Annotated in this window: 18 protein-coding genes; 12 read left to right on the top strand and 6 right to left on the bottom strand. The window is 40.3% G+C overall.

The annotated features are described in order from the left end of the window. The first annotated feature begins 1 nt into the window (after position 1). Complete coding sequence (locus LEP1GSC195_RS18030; protein ID WP_015682954.1) at positions 2-739, top strand: SDR family NAD(P)-dependent oxidoreductase; 738 nt, start codon at positions 2-4, stop codon at positions 737-739. Between the two features lie 3 nt (positions 740-742). Next, a complete protein-coding gene (locus LEP1GSC195_RS18035; protein ID WP_040507242.1) occupies positions 743-2,563 on the top strand; it encodes a hypothetical protein in 1,821 nt (606 codons plus the stop codon). A 2-nt stretch (positions 2,564-2,565) separates the two neighbouring features. Here the strand turns inward: LEP1GSC195_RS18035 and LEP1GSC195_RS18040 are convergent, their stop codons facing one another. From LEP1GSC195_RS18040 to LEP1GSC195_RS18055, 4 genes are all read right to left on the bottom strand, one after another. Then, entirely contained in the window at positions 2,566-3,525 is a 960-nt protein-coding gene (locus LEP1GSC195_RS18040; RefSeq protein WP_015683052.1) for a magnesium transporter CorA family protein, read from the bottom strand. Beyond that, positions 3,526-5,304 carry a M61 family metallopeptidase gene (locus LEP1GSC195_RS18045; protein WP_015682840.1) on the bottom strand — a complete coding sequence of 593 codons (1,779 nt, stop codon included), beginning with the start codon at positions 5,302-5,304 and terminating at the stop codon, positions 3,526-3,528. A gap of 283 nt (positions 5,305-5,587) precedes the next feature. After that, positions 5,588-7,648: a methyl-accepting chemotaxis protein gene (locus LEP1GSC195_RS18050; RefSeq protein ID WP_015682907.1), complete on the bottom strand. Its 2,061-nt coding sequence runs from the start codon at positions 7,646-7,648 to the stop codon at positions 5,588-5,590. A 55-nt stretch (positions 7,649-7,703) separates the two neighbouring features. Then, a complete protein-coding gene (locus LEP1GSC195_RS18055) occupies positions 7,704-8,060 on the bottom strand; it encodes a VOC family protein (RefSeq protein WP_015682832.1) in 357 nt (118 codons plus the stop codon). Positions 8,061-8,125: 65 nt separating this feature from the next. On the opposite strand from LEP1GSC195_RS18055, the gene LEP1GSC195_RS18060 reads away from it, so the two are divergent. Then, entirely contained in the window at positions 8,126-8,404 is a 279-nt protein-coding gene (locus LEP1GSC195_RS18060) for a TIGR04454 family lipoprotein (protein ID WP_015683024.1), read from the top strand. Positions 8,405-8,415: 11 nt separating this feature from the next. Here the strand turns inward: LEP1GSC195_RS18060 and LEP1GSC195_RS18065 are convergent, their stop codons facing one another. Next, entirely contained in the window at positions 8,416-8,718 is a 303-nt protein-coding gene (locus LEP1GSC195_RS18065; protein ID WP_040507243.1) for a hypothetical protein, read from the bottom strand. Positions 8,719-8,762: 44 nt separating this feature from the next. Between LEP1GSC195_RS18065 and LEP1GSC195_RS18070 the strand changes: the two genes are divergently transcribed. From LEP1GSC195_RS18070 to LEP1GSC195_RS18110, 9 genes are all read left to right on the top strand, one after another. Then, positions 8,763-9,683 (top strand): DMT family transporter, encoded by a 921-nt coding sequence (locus LEP1GSC195_RS18070; protein ID WP_015682886.1) that lies wholly within the window; start codon positions 8,763-8,765, stop codon positions 9,681-9,683. 53 nt (positions 9,684-9,736) lie between these two features. Then, positions 9,737-10,864 carry an Lsa36 family surface (lipo)protein gene (locus LEP1GSC195_RS18075; protein ID WP_015683032.1) on the top strand — a complete coding sequence of 376 codons (1,128 nt, stop codon included), beginning with the start codon at positions 9,737-9,739 and terminating at the stop codon, positions 10,862-10,864. Positions 10,865-10,940: 76 nt separating this feature from the next. Continuing rightward, entirely contained in the window at positions 10,941-13,481 is a 2,541-nt protein-coding gene (locus LEP1GSC195_RS18080; protein ID WP_015683039.1) for a methyl-accepting chemotaxis protein, read from the top strand. Between the two features lie 66 nt (positions 13,482-13,547). Next, positions 13,548-14,537 (top strand): ArsR/SmtB family transcription factor, encoded by a 990-nt coding sequence (locus tag LEP1GSC195_RS18085; RefSeq protein WP_015682846.1) that lies wholly within the window; start codon positions 13,548-13,550, stop codon positions 14,535-14,537. Continuing rightward, complete coding sequence (ahcY, locus tag LEP1GSC195_RS18090) at positions 14,521-15,840, top strand: adenosylhomocysteinase (protein WP_015682890.1); 1,320 nt, start codon at positions 14,521-14,523, stop codon at positions 15,838-15,840. The genes LEP1GSC195_RS18085 and ahcY overlap by 17 nt, the downstream gene beginning before the upstream one ends. Positions 15,841-15,888: 48 nt before the next feature. Further along, positions 15,889-16,188 (top strand): ferredoxin family protein, encoded by a 300-nt coding sequence (locus tag LEP1GSC195_RS18095; protein WP_015682883.1) that lies wholly within the window; start codon positions 15,889-15,891, stop codon positions 16,186-16,188. Between the two features lie 60 nt (positions 16,189-16,248). Then, entirely contained in the window at positions 16,249-19,965 is a 3,717-nt protein-coding gene (gene metH / locus LEP1GSC195_RS18100; RefSeq protein ID WP_015682918.1) for a methionine synthase, read from the top strand. A 33-nt stretch (positions 19,966-19,998) separates the two neighbouring features. Then, positions 19,999-20,310 (top strand): hypothetical protein, encoded by a 312-nt coding sequence (locus LEP1GSC195_RS18105; RefSeq protein WP_015682849.1) that lies wholly within the window; start codon positions 19,999-20,001, stop codon positions 20,308-20,310. A gap of 164 nt (positions 20,311-20,474) precedes the next feature. Then, positions 20,475-20,864, top strand: coding sequence for a hypothetical protein (locus LEP1GSC195_RS18110; RefSeq protein ID WP_040507244.1), 390 nt, complete (start codon positions 20,475-20,477; stop codon positions 20,862-20,864). Here LEP1GSC195_RS18110 and LEP1GSC195_RS18115 read toward each other — a convergent pair. Further along, a complete protein-coding gene (locus LEP1GSC195_RS18115) occupies positions 20,857-21,678 on the bottom strand; it encodes a hypothetical protein (protein ID WP_015683023.1) in 822 nt (273 codons plus the stop codon). The two genes, LEP1GSC195_RS18110 and LEP1GSC195_RS18115, sit on opposite strands and share 8 nt — an antisense overlap. Positions 21,679-21,731: the final 53 nt, after the last annotated feature.

Here is a 21,731-nt window from a genome sequence, read left to right on the forward strand (position 1 = left end):
CATGGAATTCAAGGAATCGATTGTGCTCGTGACCGGTGGCAGTGGCGGAATTGGAAGGGAAATCGTTCGTACCCTTGTCCTTGCGGGTTTTTCTGTCTGGAACTTGGACAAAGTCCGTCCCACTTCCCCCATTCTGCAAGAGACCTATAGAGAAATCGATTTGGCGGAAACCCCCTTTGTCGTGGAGAGGAGCCTTTCTAAAATCATCCAAGAAAGTTCTGAGACCGGGGATCTTTATGGGTTTGTCCACAACGCTGGGTTTGGTGGACCCTACCACCCAATCACGGAAGTTTCCGTGGAAGAATGGGAATCTATTTTCCGCATCAATTTAAATACTATGTTCCTTCTCTCCAAATTACTCCTACCGGTTTTCAAGACACAAGGTTTTGGACGAATTGTGGCCATTGCTTCTTCTTTATCCATAGTGGGTTCTGCAAACTCAGTTGCTTATTCCGCCTCCAAACATGGATTAGTTGGGTTTATCCGTTCCATCGCTGATGAATGGGGAAAGTTTGGAATCACAGCCAATGCAGTGAGCCCAGGTTTTGTAGATACCAATATGGGAATCCAGGAAGACCAAGTATCTGATCATAAAACAAAAATAATTGAGATGACGCCCGTTAGACGAATTGCAGAACCTTCCGAGATTGCACGTGTTGTTAATTTCCTCCTTCAAAAAGAATCTGGATACATATCTGGATCAAATTGGACTGTTGATGGCGGACTCACTGCCATTTAAAGTATGAGAATATCACCTCCGCACGATCATTTTTTACAACTGACAACCAAAGAGACGTTAGGTCGGTCTTCAGGGATCATCCTACAAAAAGAAGCTTTGTCTATAATGAAGACAGTAGAAGTGCAAAGCTCTCGTGAAAATATTGAAGCAGGACATTTATTTCGTCCGACCGACTCCAATTTTGAAAAACTAAAAATGGATCGTGAAACTGCTTTGGATGCATTGTGGCAGCTCATTGATTATGGCCTGGCCACACAACTTTTTGAAATCAAATTTGATTCCGATGTAGGAGAGTTACGTTTTGTACCATTTCTTGTGGGACTTCCTGGAGGAATGCCATTAGAAGAACCCTATAAATTGCTTATCGCAAGATCCACCGAACACCTTTTCCAATACATCCAGGCTAAACGCATTTTAACAGAAGATACTTGGCGTACTGTCCTTAACAAACTTGCAGACATTGATTATAAAGAAGAGAAGGGAACAGGTGATGAGTTAGATCGGTTGTTGGAGCCAAAACAATTTCCCTTACAACCATCAGCGGAAATGTTGAAACGATCTCGCGGACTAATGATTGATGAATTGGATGCTGACCCACGAATTGTCGTCCTACCCCATGTAGGATTCTATTTTGTACCGGAGATGGATGCGGCCAATTTTTTACATATTGCCAATGAGTATTTGATGACCAAAGTAGAACCTTTGGCAAAAGCCTTTGATACAGAAATTCGATTGGCATTTGATCGAATCCACGGAACGACACCTGTGAGTGGGAATACCGAACCAAGTGAAATTGATCTGATCCGTTCTAAAATTGATATGTTGTATGGATTTAAGGAGATTTTGAAAGAAAACGGCTTCTATCCTTTAATTCATAATTTGCGAAAAGTGGCTGAGATGGCCGCCAGATATGCAGAACTTGAAAAAAAACGGGAAGTCGACCGACTTCTTAAGGTTTATATGAAGATGTTGGATAGCCAGTTTGATTTTGATTCTAGACTTCTTCGAATCAATTTGGAAAAGGACAATGAACATGATACCATCATCATTGATCTCTTAAGAAAGAATCCAAAAGTTCTCTCCGCAGAATGGCATGACCAAGACGCAAAAATTGCCATCTTTGTGAATAACAACCAAAACAATATCAAAGACATCAACCACTTAATCTTTCAAAATTATAGGTTCACTACAGAACATATTTTGTATTTAAAGGCCATCATTGAATTAAATGAAAAAGAACTAAAACCTATCTTCAAAGATGATGATTTTGTGAAAACATACGGTAAAAATCTCCAGTCCGTTTATTTTAAATACATTCCTTGGTTTTATAAACTTTTTTATTTTTTGGGTGTCACACCAATCGTAAACTCCGGTTATGCGAAAGCCAAATCAATCCTTACATACTCGCAGATGGACCGCCAATTTTTGTACCAAAAACGCAGAGAAAATTTCTTTAAAAAGAAACTAAGAGAAAGAGAAGAACGACTCGAAAAAGAAAAAAAACAACAACTAAAACGAGCTCTTGTTTCGGCCCTCAGCGATGCTTATTTTCAAAAAAACTGTTTACCTTCTGTGGATTGGCTCGGTTCAAACTTTCCTGCATTTTCTGCAGAGACTCTAGAGAAAATGATCCCAGATTTTGCTTTTGTCTCCACAACAGGGAAAACAGTAAAACCAAATTCTGTCATTCTATTTCCGAATTCCCCTGAATTTGATTCGCTTAACAAACGTTTGAAGGATCTTTTTAATCAATGGACAAGGGGTGAAATTGATCCGCCAGTAGAAGACCCGGAGTTACTTGTCCAGATTCGTGGTTTGATTTAGAATCAATACCAACGTTTGATTCTAAAATACAGTAACATTAGAATTCCTAAAAAACCCATGGCTCCGAGAGCAGTGACAAATCCATACTCCCACTCGAGAGTGGGCATGTGACGGAAGTTCATCCCATAGATTCCTGCTACAAGAGACATGGGTAACATGATGGCAGTCATGATGGTGAGAATCTTCATGATTTCATTGGTTTTACGAGTGGAAATGGCAATATGGGCTTCGAGGGCTGAAGATATAGATTCGATATTGCTATCGACGAGTTCTAATATACGAAGGGAATGGTCTCTTACATCTCGAAAGAATGCATCGGCCTCATCACTAAAAAAACTATTTTTGATTTTTTCTAAATCCTCCAAAACTTCTTTGTTTTGAAGCATCCCTTTTTTGATCGATAAAAGACTTGCCCGCAAACTATAAACGTTACTGATATCTAAGGACTTTGCATTCCCAAAAATTTGTTCTTCAAAATGTTCGATCCGTTCCTCAATTTTTTGAGTGATGGCAAGTGTATGGTCTGTTTCTATATCCAAGATTTTGTGAACTATGAATTCATACCCACGAGCCAAAATTTTATTATTCACCTTCCATTGGTCTATGATGTCGCCAATACTATCCCGATAGTCTAGTGTTAGAGAGATGATTTGGTTTGGTGTTAGGATGAAGTTAAAGTTCTTTTGAGTGAGTTGATTTCTTTCAAAATGGAAACCACGAAAAACAAAAAATATATAATTGGGGAAAATCTCCAGTTTGATCCGACTATTTGGATTTAAAATATCCTCAATGGTAAGTTGGTGGATATCATGTTTTTGGAAGAGAAACATTAGTTTTTCTTCATTCTCTGCTGTGATATGAATCCAGTGTTTAGGATGTCTATGGGAGAGAGGGAGAGGTCTGTCGAGAAGCACTTCATCTTTACTAGATGGAGTTAAAATATAATTAAAGAGAGCAGGCATTTATACAATATTCCTTAGGAAAAAATCTCGTAGTTCTTTTCTGTCATCGGAGGAGTCTTCCGCTATCACAAATTTTCTTGTTTTATAATACCCAGAAGCCGTAATCATCGATTCTTTGATTTTTCCGGAACGGGAGAGGATGAGGTGGAATTTTTCGCCAGGCCCTAGGTTTTTCTCCAGTTTTTGTAAGGCATTGGCTGTGGCTCTTTTCCCATTGATGGCAAGGATTTCATCGTCTAACATCAAATCAAAGGAGTCCATATCTGATTTGTGAAGAAGTTTTTGGATGTAAAGGTTCCCATTTTTTTCTTTTGTTTTGAATCCAGTTTCTCCAACCAAATCGGTTTGGATTCTTTGAATTCCAATAATATCTAAATAATGATCTACTGGAATGGGTTTTGGATATTCTAGGTATTGATTAAATTCTGTTTTAAGGTCTACTCCGGTCACATCTTTTACGGTGTCAAAAAACTCTTGTTTGGTGAACCCTCTATTTTTTGTTTTAACAAATACTTCGTTTAAATTTTGGAATACATGACGAATTGTCTTTTTCTCTTTTGATTCTTTGAGTAAAAATAAATTCATACATAGGGCTATAACCCCACCTTTTGTATAATAAGAGACAGTGATGTTGTGACTATTCCCATTTCGTTTGTAATACTTAGTCCAAGCGGTAAAAGAAGATTCCTCTAAACTCATCCAAAAATCAGCTTCATTGTCTTCCAAAGATAATATATCCGACTGAAGTTTGGATAGGTATTCTTCTTTGGAGAGAAAACCGGAGTGGTAGAGGAAGTAAGCATCGTAAAAACTGGTGAATCCTTCAGCAATCCATAATTCACGCGTTAGGTTAGGTTTTTGGTAGTCAAAGGGACCAAGTGCGATGGGTCGGATCCGTTTGATATTCCAAAGGTGGAAATATTCATGAGATAAAAGTTCGAGTAACTTTTTATATTCTTCCTCATCAAAAATGAGTTCTGGATTGAAGTAATTGATGCTGGACGCTCTATGTTCCAACCCACCATACGCAGGCAAACTCAAATTGAGAACAAATAAATAATATGGATTGGGTGAGTCCATCATCCAATCTATTTGTGTTTCGGTAATTCGTTTTAAGTCTTGGGCCAGTTTTGTTTTGAAATCGAAGTTTACATCGCCTTCCACAAGTAATTCATGTTTGGTGGTTCCGGCTGTAAAAAATACCGAATTTTGTTTGCTTAAGTGGAACGGGGAATCAAATAGTTCATCAAAATTTTCTGCAAAAAACAAATGATTGTCTTCTTCACTCCGAGTTAAACTCGAATATACATAAGGGAAATGATTGGAAACTTGAAACTGAATCGTAGAAGGTTGTTCTAGTTTTCCCTCTGGGTATAAAAATAATGCAGGGGGGTTGATAAATCCAAACTCAGTTTCTAAATAATTTGTCCTTACTGTAAAGTCTTCAAAAGCATAAATGATATAGGAGATTTCGAATTCGGAGGGTAAATTTTTTAATTTCCAACGGTGTAAATCCACCATTTCCCAAGGGACTATTTCGCCAGTATTCAAGTTTTTTACTGCGAATTTATGTAGGTGGGTTCCATAGTCTCGGATCATGTAAGAACCGGGGGTCCAACTGGGCAAACAAAAGTTCATCTCCGATTGGTCTGTTTTGACACGGAGCCTAACTTGAAAATAATGTTTGAAGAGGTCAAATAGGGAGACTTCAAAATCCAGCTGGAGCGAGTTAGACTGGTCAGGCCTGTCTATGGTTTTTTCCTCTTGTTCTTTTGCCATGGTTACACTATCTTCTTTTATTTTTAGTTTTGATCAAATGTTTTCTTGACGTTTTTTCTTTATAGTACTAGAAAAGGCATAGCTAAGGTATGAGCAAAGGAGGTGGTCTAATTGGATAGTAGTTGTTACAACACAAGATTTTTGACTCGCGAGGTGGCTGGGCAATAACGCCTCTAGCTTTGTTGCAAAACCGACCAGACACAGTCTTTCCAAGTTCCGAATGGGTGGTCTCCTTTGGGCTTTTAGCAGTCGCTTGGAAAGATTCCTTTTACTTATTTTCTACCTATAAATGGAATTTTAATAAAATTTCCGATAACTTTGAACTAATCCCTGTCATGCGGAGTGAGTTTGCAGACATTGTTTCCGATTGTTCAGATAAAATTTGCGAACCATTGGAAATGTTGATGGTCATGTTTGATAGTTCGAAGGTGGCTCTTTTTTGTTCTTCAGTGGATTGTTGGATGGATTCCACAAGGGAAGTGATTTCTTCAATTTCTACATAAATTTGGTCAGTTCTCGTTTTTTGGTCTTGGATGAGAGGAACAATGTCTTTCGCTTTTTCAAAGATAACAGAAACCTCCTTGATAATCTCTCGGAGTAAATCGATGAGTTTTGTAACTTGTGTTCCTCCATTTTGGATGGAATCTAAAGCCTCTTCCGAGAGTGTATTGATTTGCGATACCGATTCTGCTGCTTGGGAAGCCAGTTTGGAAATTTCTTCGGCCACAACGGCAAACCCGCGACCCGATTCTCCAGCTCGTGCGGCTTCAATTGCTGCGTTTAACGCAAGCAAGCTGGTCTTTTCTGAAATATTGGAAATAACATCCGAAAATTCGGTGATGGCTAAAGACTTCTCTTGGATCTCTTCAATGGCTTTAGAAGTCAGTCCTGCCATATTCCTTCCTTCTTCCGCTTTTTGATTGGCTCCTACCGCAATTTCTCCAAAGGATTCCACTTCTGTTGTGATTTTTTGAACAAGATTTTGGATGGCATGAAGTGAGGTATGAATGGATTTAGAATTGTTAACTGCCTGTTCTACATTGGCATTGATGGTTTCGGAAGATGCGTTGAGTTCTTCAACGGTGGCACTTGCTTCTTCGGAGGAAGCGGCTTGGCTTTGGGCCAAATCAGAAAGCTCAATGATTGTGTTCTCCATAAATCGAGAGGTATCTGTTAAGTCCGATCCAGAAGTTTGAGCTACACTTAGGATATGTCGAATGTTTGTTACCATGGCTACAACAGCTTCTACAAGGTGACCAATTTCATCTTTATTTTCGTCTACAATTTCTTTCGATAAATTGCCGTTAGCTGCATCCTTTGTAAATCCAATCAAAGATTGTAACCTTCTATCCACTAGATTCCGAAAGATCATCATATTGGCTAAAGTGGAAAAAAGAATACCAGTGATTCCAAGTCCTAAAGCGATCCAAAAAATAAATTGTATTTCGCTCGTGATTTTCCCTTGCGGATAAGAAACTCGAAGTGTCCAGGGTGCTGTGTTTTCAACCAGTTGGATGGGCAAACTCACATGGAAGTATTCGGAATCGGAATAAGTTTGTCTTTGTTTGGTAGACATGGCTAAATTAATATATTTGTCTTCCTCATCCTTCCATATCACATCCTTTTTGTCTGGATGAAGTCCGTTGAAAAGTACGTAACCATTACTGGCAACAAGGGTGATCTTTACAGTTCCCTCTAAAATTTTTAAGTTATGAAGATAGGTGCGGATGGTTTCTAAAGAAAGATCAGCCCCGGCAATTCCTATAAAGTTTTGATTCCGAATCACCGGATAAACCAGAGAAATCATAGTCACATCTTTCCCATCGACTTTATAATCAAAGGGTGGGATGAGTTCGACTTTTTTGTTTTTTTTGGGGAGTTGGTAAAAGTCAGACTCAGGAAGATCAAACCCAACCACGGGTTCTATAATAATTTTGCCATTTGATTTTACAGAATAAGGGATAAACCTGCCCGAATTATCATGGTACTTCGTATTGCGGTAGTTAGAGTCCTTTCCATCAAAAGCATTTGATTCAAATACTACGTAAGTGCCTAAGATAGATTCGTTAGAGGCAGTCATTACATTTAAAATTTGGAAAACTCGCTCTCGGTCGAGAAGGTTTGGTTCTTGTAGAATTTGTTTCAGTAGATAGGCTTCGCCCAGTGGGGCTGATAAATAGTCTCCCACATCGAGAGAAATTTTATCTGCAAGGACAGATATATTTTCTAGTGCGTCTTCTTTTGCATTTTTATATATGACATAAGAAATCAGTGTGAGGATTACTCCGAGTGAAAAAAGGGTAATAACTGCCGAACCAAAGGCTAACTTCTGTTTAATGCTCATTCTTTTGGATTTATATTCCTAAGTGAATGTTACCTTATGTAATCGAGTGGTTTTCTCAACTCATTTCTAAAAGGTCCTTTAGTTTTTCTGGATACTGGCTTACTCCTAACAAATTCCCATCACTATCCAAAAAGTATGCAGTGTATTCGGTTTGGTTTTGGATTTTTACTTGGTTTAAAAACTGGATCCATTCGGATCGATCTCTTTCCGAAAAAGAAAAAACAAGAGCGCGGGGGGACTGTTTCTCTCCTTCTTCTAACATAAGAATGATCGGACCGAACCCAATCCAAAGGGAACGGATTTCTCCCGATTCGTAATAGAATTCCTGAATTTTTTTCGAACCAGGAATTTTGAGGTAAAATTTGGCTAAATGGGAAGGGTGGGGCGTACCTATGGCAATGTGGTGGATCATTTTTTTGTTTTCAAATCCCTTTCTAAAAAAGAAGCTATCATGAAATCTATGTATCGGAGTTTTTCATGAAAAAATCCCTCATTTTGGCGCTCGCTCTCGGGCTTTTCTTGGCTAATTGTAAATCCAAAGTGTATACCCAAGAAGAGTGTGAGTCGGCTCTCGCTGGAACATTCGTTCAAATCGAAGAAGAAGCAAAAAAGAATCCAGCTGCAGCACCAGTTCTCGCAGGATTACAACAAGGTAAACAAAAAATGATCGATCAGTGTATGGAAGGAAAATTTGATCCTAACTGCTTGAAAAATGCTCCAGGTTTCGCTGGCATTATGGGTTGCGTAAAAAAATAATTCTACTAATCCTACCGGGGATTCGCATTCCCGGTTTTTGTTTCACCCTCAAAACTTTCAAATCCCCCAGGTTCTGCATAACATCCGTGAGTCCGATAAGGACCATCTTCAAAAAACCGAATTTCCTGCGCATATCGTTTCCCTTCTCTTAAACATTGTTTGCAGATAAAAGGCCGAATTGCCCAGTCTTCACATTCTTCAGGCCGAAAACTTGGGAACACTCGAAGAAAGGGTTTGGATAGTTCTTCCGCAGGCTCTGCCCAAAGGACAAAACCAAAAAATACAATGGTTCCCAAAGTCAAAGTTAGTCTCATTCAATAAAACTATCGGGATTTCCTGCGTTTTTCAGGATGGGCCTGTGAGAGAAAATGCGAGTACAGAATGGAAAGGGGTAGTGCTTGTTCTTATGGGGGCATTATTATTTAGCGCGAAGGCAGTCATTGTAAAGTTGACCTACCGGTATGAAATTTCAGCCATTGGATCGCTTTTCTTTCGGATGTTGTTCGCCTTTCCTTTTTTGGCCTGGATTGCTTGGAAGGCAGAAAGGGAAGAAGGGAAAACCAAACTTACCAAAAAAGACGTGATCCATCTTCTCCTTATGGGGGTCGTGGGATATTACTTGGCTAGCCTTTTTGATTTTCTCGGACTTAAATACATTAGTGCAGGCCTAGAACGGATTATCCTTTTTATCTACCCCACCCTTGTTGTGATTTTATCTTTCCTATTTTTAAAAAAGAAAATCCATATCCGAGAAGTGTTTTCTCTCGTTCTGACATATACCGGTGTTTTTTTAGCCTATGGACAAGATGTCCAGCTGGGTTCTGCTAAAGAAGTGAGTTTAGGAGCATTTTTTATTTTACTTTCTGCTCTTACTTACGCTATTTATTTGATGGGAAGTGGGTCCATCATCCCAAAGTTAGGTGCAAAAAAATATACTGCTTGGGCTTTGATTATTTCTTCTTTTGCCGTATACATCCATTTTGCAATATTTGGAACTTATAAGGAACTCATCCAACCATTCTCTTTTTATGCCCTTGCTTTTATTATGGGGACAGTGAATACAGTAGTCCCAGCCATTTTTGTTTCCGAAGGGATCAAACGAGTTGGTAGCAAAACAGCCGCTATAGTGGGTTCTGTTGGACCAATGTCGACTCTTTTTTTGGCATATTGGTTACTAGATGAACCGATAACAATACTACATAGCATTGGTACTTTATTCGTACTCACTGGAGTTTTTTGGATTAGTACTGCAAAAAAAGCAAAAGAAGTGTCTGTTTAGGAAAGAATTTTTCTTTCCAATTGTTGATAATTGGTAGAGAATCAAAGGTCTATATGAATTTAAGAAACCTGCTGTTTGTACTCGTATTTGTCACAACAGTGTCGCAAAGCGAACTGCATGCTCAATTTACTTGTGAAGGATCAGCCTGTAGCTTTTTACCCCCAATACTTACGGAAGCAGGGAACGGTTCCCTTCGAAAATTTGAAACGGGATATTTAAATGAAGTACTTAAAACCAATTTAGAAGCAGGTTTTCTTGCTAACGTTGGTGCCAGTAATATCGGAACCGGTATGGTGCGGCGCATTCAATTCGGTATCAGTACCTCTGCTGCTGGATACAAAAAAGACGATATCCAAATCCAAGATAATTATATCAAATACCCAAAACTTCCGAACGTAGGTGGTGCAGCAATTCCTTCCTTCCATTTGGATATCAATCCTGGATGGTTACTCGGAACCTCAGAAGGTGGTTACATCCGCCGGATGGGAATTTTTCTTCATGGTATGAACGTTGCCATTTCGGAAGACCAAATTCAGTCTGCGTCCAATAACAAAAATTACGAAGGCCGTATCGCCGTACGGTCGTATGGTGGAATGATACGTTACCAATTGGTTGAGAAAGAAGGTTTTTTAATGAACCTAATCACCTGGAACGGAATCAACGTAGGTGTGGGCCATCATGTGATGGAACAAAACATGAGTCTAAGTTATTTAGAAGGAAAAGCCGCCCAAATTGAATTCCAAGGTGTGAAAGGAAAATGGGGAGGAGATACCAACTTTGCTTTTAACACCAAAGTTCAAACCACCAATGTTGATTTACGAACTGGGCTTGGACTCTTTTGGATCGCGAACGTGATTGTGGGTGGGGGATATAGTTGGAACTCTGGGAGTAACTCAGCTTCACTTTCTAGACGAGGCCCATTCCTCATCAACTCCAATGAAGCCCAACCTTTGGAATTGCCTCGGGAATACCAATCCGCTATTGACAAAGAACTATTGGCACAAAATCCGAATGCGACGCTTGGTTTTAAAGCAAGTAGCGAATCTAACTCCAAACGCGGAGTTGGGTACGGGATTGTTGGATTAGAATTTGATTTGTTTCTCTTAAAGGTCATTGCAGAAGGCTTGTACGGTGGAAAGGACTTGTACTCTGCCAATCTGGGAGTCAAACTCTCTTTTTAGGAAAACTTCGGGGAAATCCATAAAACCTTGCCGTACGGATTGCGGAATTTAGCTTACGTCTTAGGTCTAAGTTTCAATGAAGTTATACAAACGCTATGCAAGGGCATTCACTCTCGCCTCCCAAGTTTTTTCCTTGGGAATTGTGGTTCCAATCGGAATTGCATTAATTCTATTCTATGTCGATTTAAGTCATAATCAGATAAAAACTTTCATTGGTGCCACCATTGCGGCGGCCCTTGTGAGTTTGCTCATCCCTTCACTCATCTTTCCTAAAAAACTAAAGGCCATCAAAAAGGGGTTGGTTGAGCTCGAGTCCCAAACGGAGAAGGATCCTAAAACCTACGTTGCCGTTTGGAACCTAATTGCAAAGATGCCTGTGATTGGTGCTCTCGTGGGAAGTTCCCAGTGGGCGTTAGCTCTTCCTATCGTTATTGGTCCTCTTCTTTACCTTCCCGAAACTAGTAAGTCGGATTCGTTTTATATCGTTTGCGTCCTCATTCTAACAGCACTTCTCAACGTTGTGTTTTCTTTTATCCTATTGGAAAAAGCATCTCATTTGGTTTTGGAAGATGATATTTTTCAAGCAGAACTAAAAGAAAGAATTTCTCCTTATTATAGAAACTTAAGAAATACGGTTCCTATTATATTTTCGCTTATGGTCATGGTGCTTTCCATTTTCCTATTGATTTATGCATTCAATGTCAATGCCAAGTCTTTGGAAAAAGCCTTTTCGAATCAGTTGTATAACTTCAATCAAAGTAACGAAGCCGGAATCAATGTTTATTTTGAGTCAGTAGAAACCAATTTGAAAGAAGTGGTTTCCTTACCTGTCATTAGGGCTGCCCTCGAAACCAAAAATTACAAACAAGCAGAACCGTTGCTTTCGAAAGTACTCGGGGACTCTCAATTACTTTTGGAAAATGCTTTTATTGCTTCCTTCGCCGAGGGAGTGCCCATTGTTGCCTCTGGACTTCCCAATGGAGCAAGCATAGGTTATTCCTTAGCTTCTAACCCAGATGTATTGGAGAATATCAATGCCACTAAGGAAGGCAAAAGCCATGTTGGCATTGCTGTAAAATCTCCATTTAAAGGCGATATCGTGATTATGGTGACAAGTCCTGTAAAGAGTGCCAATGGAACCGTCATTGGTATGGTGGGAATGCCGTTTCTTGTTGGGAAGGCAATGGAATCTTTTCTGAAAAACGTAAAGATTGGAACCACTGGGTATTCTTTCCTACTCGATAGGAAATCAACTATGGTTTACCATCCCAATCCGAAGTATTTAATGAATAGCTTTAAAGGTTCTGAATTTGAAACTTTGGCAAAAAATGCCGGAGAAACGGATTCCTTTCGTAATCCTTGGGAGGGATCTACCTTCCTGCTACGAAGAAAGGTCAGTGAAAAGTATGGCCTTCAGTTTTTTTCCACAATTGATTTAAAAGAAATTGAGGTGGAGAGTCTCTCTTCTCTAAGGGGCCTAACAGTAATTAGTATTATTGGAGCAGCACTCATTGCATTAGCAATTTATCTTTTATTTACTGCTAGATTCAAACCAATGAAAACCATTGGAAAGATCCTACAAGACATCGAAATTGGGGACCTACGCCACAACGCGAAAATGGAGTCCTCCGATGAGTTTGCAAGACTTGCTCGGGGTTTAAACGCTACGTTAAAACAAATTTCAGAAGTGGTAGGATCCAATCAGGCGTTTTCAGAAGATCTGGCATCTTCCGCAGAACAAATGTCAGCTTCACTTAACATGTTGTCTTCCAATGCCCAAACGCAGGCTGCTTCCGCAGAAGAAATTTCTGCTTCTATCGAGGAAATTTCGGCAGCTGTCCAAAATGTAGATGCACAAGCAGAAGACCAATTCCGCAAAGTTGATTTTTTGAAATTAAAAATGGCGGAGCTTTCCAGTTTGATTGAAGCGACGGGAAGGCAAGTAGGGAAGGCATCTAAGGATGTAACACTGATTTCGGAAGAGGCAAGGTCGGGCCAAGCTTCTTTGGACTCGATGAGAAATTCTATCACCAAAATCAGCAATAGTTCTGAAGAAATTGGAAGTGTGATTGAAATTATCAACAATATCTCTGAACAAATCAACTTACTAGCGTTAAATGCTGCTATTGAGGCGGCCCGAGCCGGTGTTTATGGACGGGGATTTGCCGTGGTTGCCGATGAAATTGGAAAGTTGGCAGAAAAAACTGCGATGTCTATCGGTGATATTGGAGAACTCATCCAAGCCAATGAAAAGGAGATTGAGAATGGTCGAGAGAACATTGAAACTACCATTTCTCTCATCCAACGGATCATCCAAGGAGTTAGTTCCTTCAATGAGATGACAGATACCATTGAAGCCAGTACCAAGGACCAACTCATTATCAACCAAAAGGTAGGCGAAGAGGTCGACAAGGTAAACCAGATCAGCCAAGCCATCCGTTTGTCCATGGAAGAGCAGAAAAATGCAATCGGAGAAGTGGCACAGGCTATCTTCAGTATCAACGATTTGACCCAAGGGACCGCCGCTGGGCTCGAAGAGATGACTGCCACCTCCAACGGGATTGCAAATTTAGCAGAAACCCTAAAAAGAAAAATCAACTTTTTCAAAATCTCCTAAATTCTTGCATATTTTGCTTGCCGGGATCTACATATCAAGATTTCTTGATATGTAGATATCTTGGATATGGCAATAGAAACCCTTCCCCAGTCTAGGCCCTCTGGCCACCTGCTTTCCGCAACCAAAGCCATATCCGATGAAACGCGGATTCGGATCCTCCATATCCTCAGTTTTGGTGCCTTTTCTGTGAATGAAGTGGTAGAAATTTTGGGTATGGGACAGTCTCGGATCTCTCGTCATTTGAAGATACTCACTGAGGCTGGACTTATTGGATCTCGTCGGGAAGGAAGCCTTGTTTATAGTTTCCTTCCTGAGGAAGAAGATACAGAACTTAAATTTCCACTCGAACTCACCAAATTATTGTTATCTTATAAAGAAGACCTGCCCTCAAGGGAAAGGGACCAAAGAATGGTCCACCAAATCCTGGAAACTCGGGAACGAAAATCAAAATCCTTTTTTGATGGAGTTGCCGAAAGTTGGGAAAAATTACAAGAAGAGACACTACATCCCAAACTCTACCGGTCTTGGATTTTACAGGAGCTCCCTCTTTGCGAAAATATTTTGGATTTGGGTTGTGGGCCTGGCGGGCTTATCCCTTTTCTTTTGAACAAAGCCAAACATGTTACAGGAGTGGACAACTCCTCTAAAATGATTGAAAGTGCTTCGTCTCATTATGGAAAAAATCCTAGTGTGAGTTTGATTCAAACTCCTATGGAGCATTTACCTTTGGCAACTCACTCCTGTGATGCGGTTGTTGCTTCTATGGTAATGCATCATATTTCACACCCACCTACTGTACTTGAAGAAGTGGCACGAGTTCTAAAACCAGGTGGAGTTTTGTGTATTGTTGATTTAGGAAAACACAACGCAGAGTATATGCGTGATAATTTTGCGGACCTTTGGCTTGGATTTGAACCAGAGTTATTTGAATCTTGGTTGTCCAATGCAGGTTTTCGCGTGGGCTCTATGAATGAGATCCAAACAGAATCTAGTTTTAAAATTTTAACTATCAAAGCAACAAAAGAAGAAGGAGGACAATATGTCCACAGCAACTGAAACAAAAACAGAAAGATTGCCATTTAAAGTGAAGGATATCTCTCTTGCAGAATGGGGAAGAGAAGAGATCATTTTGGCAGAAAAAGAAATGCCGGGCCTTATGGCTCTTCGTAAAGAATTCGGAACTTCTAAGCCACTCAAAGGTGCTAGAATTTGTGGATCTCTTCACATGACAATCCAAACAGCGGTTCTAATTGAAACCTTGGCTGCATTAGGTGCTGACATTCGTTGGTCCTCTTGTAACATTTTTTCAACACAAGACCACGCTGCCGCTGCGATTGCAAAAGCAGGAATCCCTGTATTTGCATGGAAAGGCGAATCAGAAGAAGAATACTGGTGGTGTATTGAACAAACACTATTTTTTGACGGTGGCAAAGGACCAAACATGATCCTTGATGACGGTCATGATCTAACTCACTACATCCATGAAAAATACCCACAACTTCTTGCAGACATCAAAGGTGTTTCTGAAGAAACAACTACAGGTGTGATCGCACTTCATAAAAAATTGAAAGCGGGAACTCTTAAAATCCCTGCAATCAACGTAAATGACTCTGTAACAAAATCTAAGTTTGATAACCTCTACGGTTGCCGTGAGTCACTTGCTGACGGAATCAAACGCGCAACAGACGTGATGCTTGCTGGTAAAGTAGCACTTGTTTGTGGATACGGTGACGTAGGAAAAGGTTCTGCAGCATCTCTTCGTAACTTCGGTGCACGAGTGATTGTTACTGAAATCGATCCAATTTGTGCTCTTCAAGCAGTAATGGAAGGATACCAAGTTCTTCGTGTAGAAGATGCAATTGAAAATGCAGACATCATTGTAACGGCAACGGGAAATGATGACATCATCACACTTGAAAACATGAAAGCGATGAAAGACGGTGCGATTCTTTGTAACATCGGGCACTTTGATACAGAAATCCAAATGTCTCGTTTGAATTCTGAAAAAGGTGTGATCAAAAAAGAAATCAAACCTCAGGTTGATAAATACACTTTCCCTAACGGTAGATCCATTATCGTTCTTGCAGAAGGTCGATTGGTAAACCTTGGTTGCGCTACTGGTCACCCATCGTTTGTAATGTCTAGTTCTTTCACTAACCAAGTTTTGGCACAGATCGAACTCTATACTACAAAATATGAATTGGGCGTACATCGTCTTCCAAAACACTTGGATGAAAAAGTGGCAGCACTTCATTTAGAACAGTTAGGAGTTCGTTTAACAAAACTAACTCAAAAACAAGCTGATTACATCAGCGTTCCACTCGAAGGTCCATACAAACCTGACCACTACCGATACTAAAAAAATCGCCCTTTTTGGTGGAATCCAAAAGGGGCAATGGAGTTTCTCATGGCTTATGTTGTAACTGAAATTTGCGTTGATTGTAAATACACGAGTTGTGCAGCAGTTTGTCCGGTGGAAGCTTTTCATGAAGCTCCGGACACTTTGTACATTGATCCGGACACTTGTATTGATTGTAATGCTTGTCAATACGAATGTCCAATTGATGCGATTTTCCCGGACTATGATGTTCCGGAAAAACACAAACCTTCTATCGAAGTAAACGCAAAAGAAGCAAACAAATTCCCGGTAATTGTGACTACAAAACCACCCCTCAAAGGTGCGAAGTGTTCCGATTCGAGTAAATAAATGAATTAGGGGTGTATGGCTTAGGCCCTGCACCCTTTTACTATATACTAATATAATTATATGAAATTTGAATATACCAATCCTTCCTCCAAATCCCTTTTAAAACTAATTAATGAGAGAATTCTCGTTTTAGATGGTGCTATGGGCACCATGATCCAAAGACATTCTTTGGAAGAAGATGACTTCCGTGGAGATCGTTTTAAGGATTGGCCAGTTTCCATCAAAGGGAATAACGATGTTTTGGCGATCACCCGCCCTGATATCATTGAATCGGTCCACTTGGAATACCTAGAAGCTGGTGCCGATATCATTGAAACCAATACTTTTAGTTCGAATATTGTCTCCCAGGCGGACTACCAAATGGAGTCAGCGGTTCGGGATCTAAATCTTGCGGCCGTGACCTGTGCTAAAAATGCAGTAGCTAAGTATAAAGCAAAAACTGGGAAAGAAGATGTGTTCATTGCAGGTTCCATTGGACCGACAGTAAAAACTGCTTCGCTCTCTCCGGATGTTAACAATCCTGCATTCCGCGCTGTCACCTTTGATGAGTTAGTGGATTGTTTTTATGAACAAGTTTCGGCACTCCTAGATGGGGGTGTAGATTTACTTTTACCAGAAACCAATATTGATACTTTAAATCTTAAGGCTTGTATTTTTGCGATTGAGAAGGTGTTCGAAGAACGTAAAATTCGTATCCCCGTTGTGCTTTCGGTGACGATTACCGATGCCTCTGGTAGAACACTTTCCGGCCAAACGGGCGAAGCGTTTTATATATCGATCAAACATGCCAAAGCTCTCGCTGTTGGAATCAACTGTGCGCTCGGTGCCGGTGAGATGCGTCCTTATATCGAAGAACTTTCTCGTGTAGCCGAAGGTTATGTGTCTTGTTATCCGAATGCAGGGCTTCCCAATGCCTTTGGTGGGTACGACCAAACGCCAGAAGAGTTTGGTGGTTGGATGAAAAACTTTGCAGAAGCAGGTTTTTTAAACATCGTCGGTGGATGTTGCGGAACTACACCAGATCATATACGAGCTGCCAAAGAAGCAGTCTCTAACATTGCTCCCCGCCCTTTAAGGGAACAACCGAAACTAAGTACTTTTGCAGGGCTTGAACCTTTAAAACTTACTAAAGACCAAGGGTTTATCAATATTGGGGAAAGAAACAATGTAACGGGATCTCCCAAATTCAAAAAACTCATCTTAGATGGTAACTTTGAAGAAGCGGTGCAAGTGGCTCTTCAACAAGTGCAAGCTGGTGCTAACATTATAGATATCAACTTTGATGAAGCTCTCCTAGATGGGGAAGCCTCGATGACCAAGTTTTTAAATCTAATCGCAGGAGAACCGGACATTGCACGAGTTCCCTTTATGGTGGATTCTTCCAAATGGTCTGTGTTACTCGCTGGATTAAAATGCATCCAAGGAAAACCCATAGTCAATTCAATCTCTTTGAAAGAAGGAGAAGAAGTTTTCCTTAGTCACGCTCGCACGATCCAAAGATTTGGCGCTGCAGCGATAGTTATGGCATTCGACGAACAAGGGCAGGCGGCAACAAAAGATGACAAAGTCCGCATTTGTAAACGGGCTTACGACCTTCTTGTGGATAAATTAGATTTTGATCCGACAGATATTATTTTTGATCCGAACATTCTTACTGTAGCCACAGGGATCGAAGAACATAATAACTATGCGATGGATTTTATTGAGGCCACTCGTGAGATCAAACAGATTTGTCCTGGTGCCAAAGTATCTGGGGGCTTAAGTAATATTTCCTTTTCTTTTCGTGGGAATAACCCCGTTCGGGAAGCGATGCACTCCGTATTTTTATACCATGCCATCCAAGCAGGAATGGATATGGCAATTGTGAATGCAGGGATGTTAGAAGTTTATGAACAAATTCCCAAAGATTTACTCGAACTGATTGAAGATGTAATTCTGAATCGTCGCTCCGATGCCACAGAACGTTTGATTGATGCTGCAGCTACCTTTCATGGGGAAGCTAAAGTCCAAAAGAAAGATGATGCTTGGAGAAGCGGATCTGTGGAAGAACGTCTCACTCATGCTCTTGTGAAAGGAATAGATGAATTTGTAACGCAAGATACAGAAGAAGCAAGAACAAGTTTTGCAAGGCCACTCGAAGTGATTGAGGGGCCTCTCATGAATGGAATGAAAGTAGTGGGGGAACTTTTTGGTGCCGGAAAGATGTTTCTTCCACAAGTAGTAAAAAGTGCACGAGTGATGAAAAAAGCCGTGGCCTACTTACTTCCTTACATGGAAGAAGAAAAGCGAAACCAAAAAGACGAAAGTAAACAAGCAAAATTTCTCATTGCAACCGTGAAAGGTGATGTTCATGATATTGGAAAAAATATTGTGGGTGTTGTTCTTGCATGTAACAACTATGAGGTGATTGACCTTGGTGTAATGGTTCCTTGCGAAAAAATTCTAGAAACAGCAAAAAAAGAAAACGTAGCTGCCATTGGACTTTCAGGTCTCATTACGCCATCTCTTGATGAAATGGTTTATGTTGCCAAAGAAATGGAACGCCAAGGATTCAAAGTTCCACTTCTCATTGGTGGGGCAACTACTTCACCAGCGCACACTGCTGTAAAAATCGCTGAACAGTATTCGAAGCCAGTGCTTCATGTGATGGATGCATCTCGTGTTGTAAATGTGATGAACAGTGCTCTCAATCCACAAACATCGGCGGATTATGCAAAGACTGTTGTTGAAGAACAGTCTCGAATCCGAGAAGAATTTTATTCTCGTGAGAATGAACGGAACATTTTACCGATCCAGGATGCGATCAAAAACAAATTCCATGCGAAATGGGATGGCTATACTCCACCAAAGCCAAGTTTTACGGGAGTAAAAAAAATCGATGATGTGAACTTGAAAGATTTGCTCCCCTTTATAGATTGGTCCCCATTCTTTTTAGCTTGGGAACTCAAAGGTCGCTATCCTCAGATTCTTAAAGATGCAATCATAGGAAAAGAAGCGACTTCTTTGTTCAATGATGCACAAATCATTTTGAAGGAAATGTTGGAGAATCCTTCTCTTAAACCAAGAGCCGTTGTGGGAATGTTCCCGGCAGTTTCTCATGGGGAAGTTGTCGAAATTTTTGAAGATGATTCCAAAAACAAATCTTTGGGACTCTATCCGATGTTACGCCAACAAACTGTCAAAATGACAAATCAACCAAACTATAGTTTGGCGGATTTTATTGCGCCCAAAGAAAAAGATAAAAATGACTATATCGGTTTTTTTGCAGTCACTGCAGGGCATGGAATTGAAGAGTTAGCAAAAACTTACGAGGCCAAACAAGACGATTATAATTCTATTTTAGTGAAGGCCCTTGCGGACCGTTTTGCCGAGGCTTTTGCAGAATACATGCACCATAGAATGCGTGAAGAGTGGGGATTTGGAAAGGACGAAAACCTAACCACAGAAGACCTCATTCGTGAGAAGTACCGTGGCATTCGTCCGGCACCTGGGTATCCTGCTTGTCCTGACCATACAGAGAAAAAGAAAATTTGGAAACTTCTGGATGTGGAAAAAAATGCGGGAATCCAACTCACAGAATCCTGCGCAATGTGGCCGGCAAGTAGCGTCAGTGGGTATTATTTCTCTCACCCAGAGTCAAAGTATTTTGCCATTGGTAAAATTAACGAAGACCAGGTGGTTACCTATTCACAGGACAAATCCATGGAAAAATCCGAAGTGGAACGTTGGTTGTCACCGATTCTCAACTATGACCCTTCTCGTAAGTCTAAGACTTAAAGAGAAAACGTTTACGACGTTTAGGGGGATCAGGTGAGTTTCATTGAAAAGAGTCACAATCATGGATGGAAGTCTGTTGCCAAAGGAACCCTTGGCGGTGGATTTCCCTTCCATTCGAAACTTGCCACATGGCTGGAGGAATATACTAATATTCCTAAGGAAGCAGAGTTAGAAATTTTGGAAGTGAGTTGTGGTGAATCCAGTTGCCCGACAGAAGAAACTTTGATTGTTTGGAATGAGATCCCTGAGGCAAGCAAACATGAGTTTCGGATCTCTCGTAAAAAAGAAATGATTTCTAAGATGGATGTGGATTTGTCTTGGAAGCGGTTTGTGAGTAAAATTTAACGACCTTTGCGCAAGGGATCGCAGCGGAAATCCTTTCCTTAATCAGAATATAATATTGTACAGAATCATTTTGGAAAGATTGCAGCGTAGAGCCCGGTCGGTGATTCGATTCGATTTTCGCATTGAATCAAATTCGATGCGCCATATAAAGCAAAGATAGAACAATGGTAGATTCAATGGTATTTTTTAAAAACAATCCCCGGTATATATTTCTTTTGGATGGTCTTGGTGCCATTCTTTCTGCTGTGTTACTTGCTTTTGTGTTACCTCTCTTTATCGACTTCCTGGGGATGCCTTTAGAAACACTTTATACATTATCAATATTGCCGATCGTTTATGCCATTTATTCTTTGTTATGTTATTTTTTGAATCCGTTCCAGTGGAAGTTTTATTTACGTGTGATAGCCAGTGCAAACTTTTTGTACTGTTTGGTAACTATGGTTTATCTAATTTTGAATTTGGATCAGACAACTATCTTTGGTGAATTGTATTTTGTTTTAGAAATGTTGGTGATTGTCAGTTTAGCAACTTTCGAAATGAAAGTTTCTAATTAGCGTTAGATGATGGGGCCACAGGCATATAATACTTGAGGCCTAAGTTTCCTTGGATTTCTGGCGCCCAAAGTTCATCCAGAGTTCGACCAGCTTCCCTTGCGTTCAGAGGAACTCTTACCATTCCTTCTAAAGTTAGATTGCTGTTAGAAATGCTAATTCCTGGTGTTACGTAGACTTGTCTTCCCACAAAGTTGGTTCTGGAAGGTTCTTGTGCACGAATGGAAGAATTGAGACGACTATTGATATCGTTATCAAAACGATGAAGTTCTGACAGTTGCAAAAAGAGTTCCCAACGAGAGTTTTTAATAAAGGAAAACAAATTACGGTTGAGTCGGTATTTGATCCGCACTCTAGATTCTGCCACATCCACATACCCAGAAGCACCTTGGTTCATAGACATTCCTATGCTGAGTCCTAAATCAAAAGTAAAACCATTGCGGTAATACACATAAGTGACATTGGGTTGGTAGGAAAGTAGAGCTGAGTTCATTCGCTCAGGGCGGACATCAAAATTCCCTTCTGGGTTTCTGTAGGGGTTAGTTGTAGAAAACGGAATTATGGGTGAAAAAATTTGAATCCCCGCCATGGGGTCATCGGATTTAGGAAGTTTACCATCGAATCCGAGTTCCAACTCTTTTGGAAAACGAAAAGGGATTAGTATCGCCAAATTTCCGTTATGTGAGCCGCCGACTTGGAATAAAGAAGCTCTAGGATCTGAGAAAGAATAACTAGAAAAGAAGGGTAGGCCTTGTGCAAAAATAGTAAGGCTCGTCATGGCAACGAGAATGGTAGGTAGTACTATCTTTTTAAGCATCTAAAAGCATTTCTGCCTGCTTTTCCTTAGTTTGGCAATGAAATTTGCTTTCT

The organism is Leptospira wolbachii serovar Codice str. CDC, from assembly GCF_000332515.2.
Classification (GTDB): Bacteria; Spirochaetota; Leptospiria; order Leptospirales; family Leptospiraceae; genus Leptospira_A; species Leptospira_A wolbachii.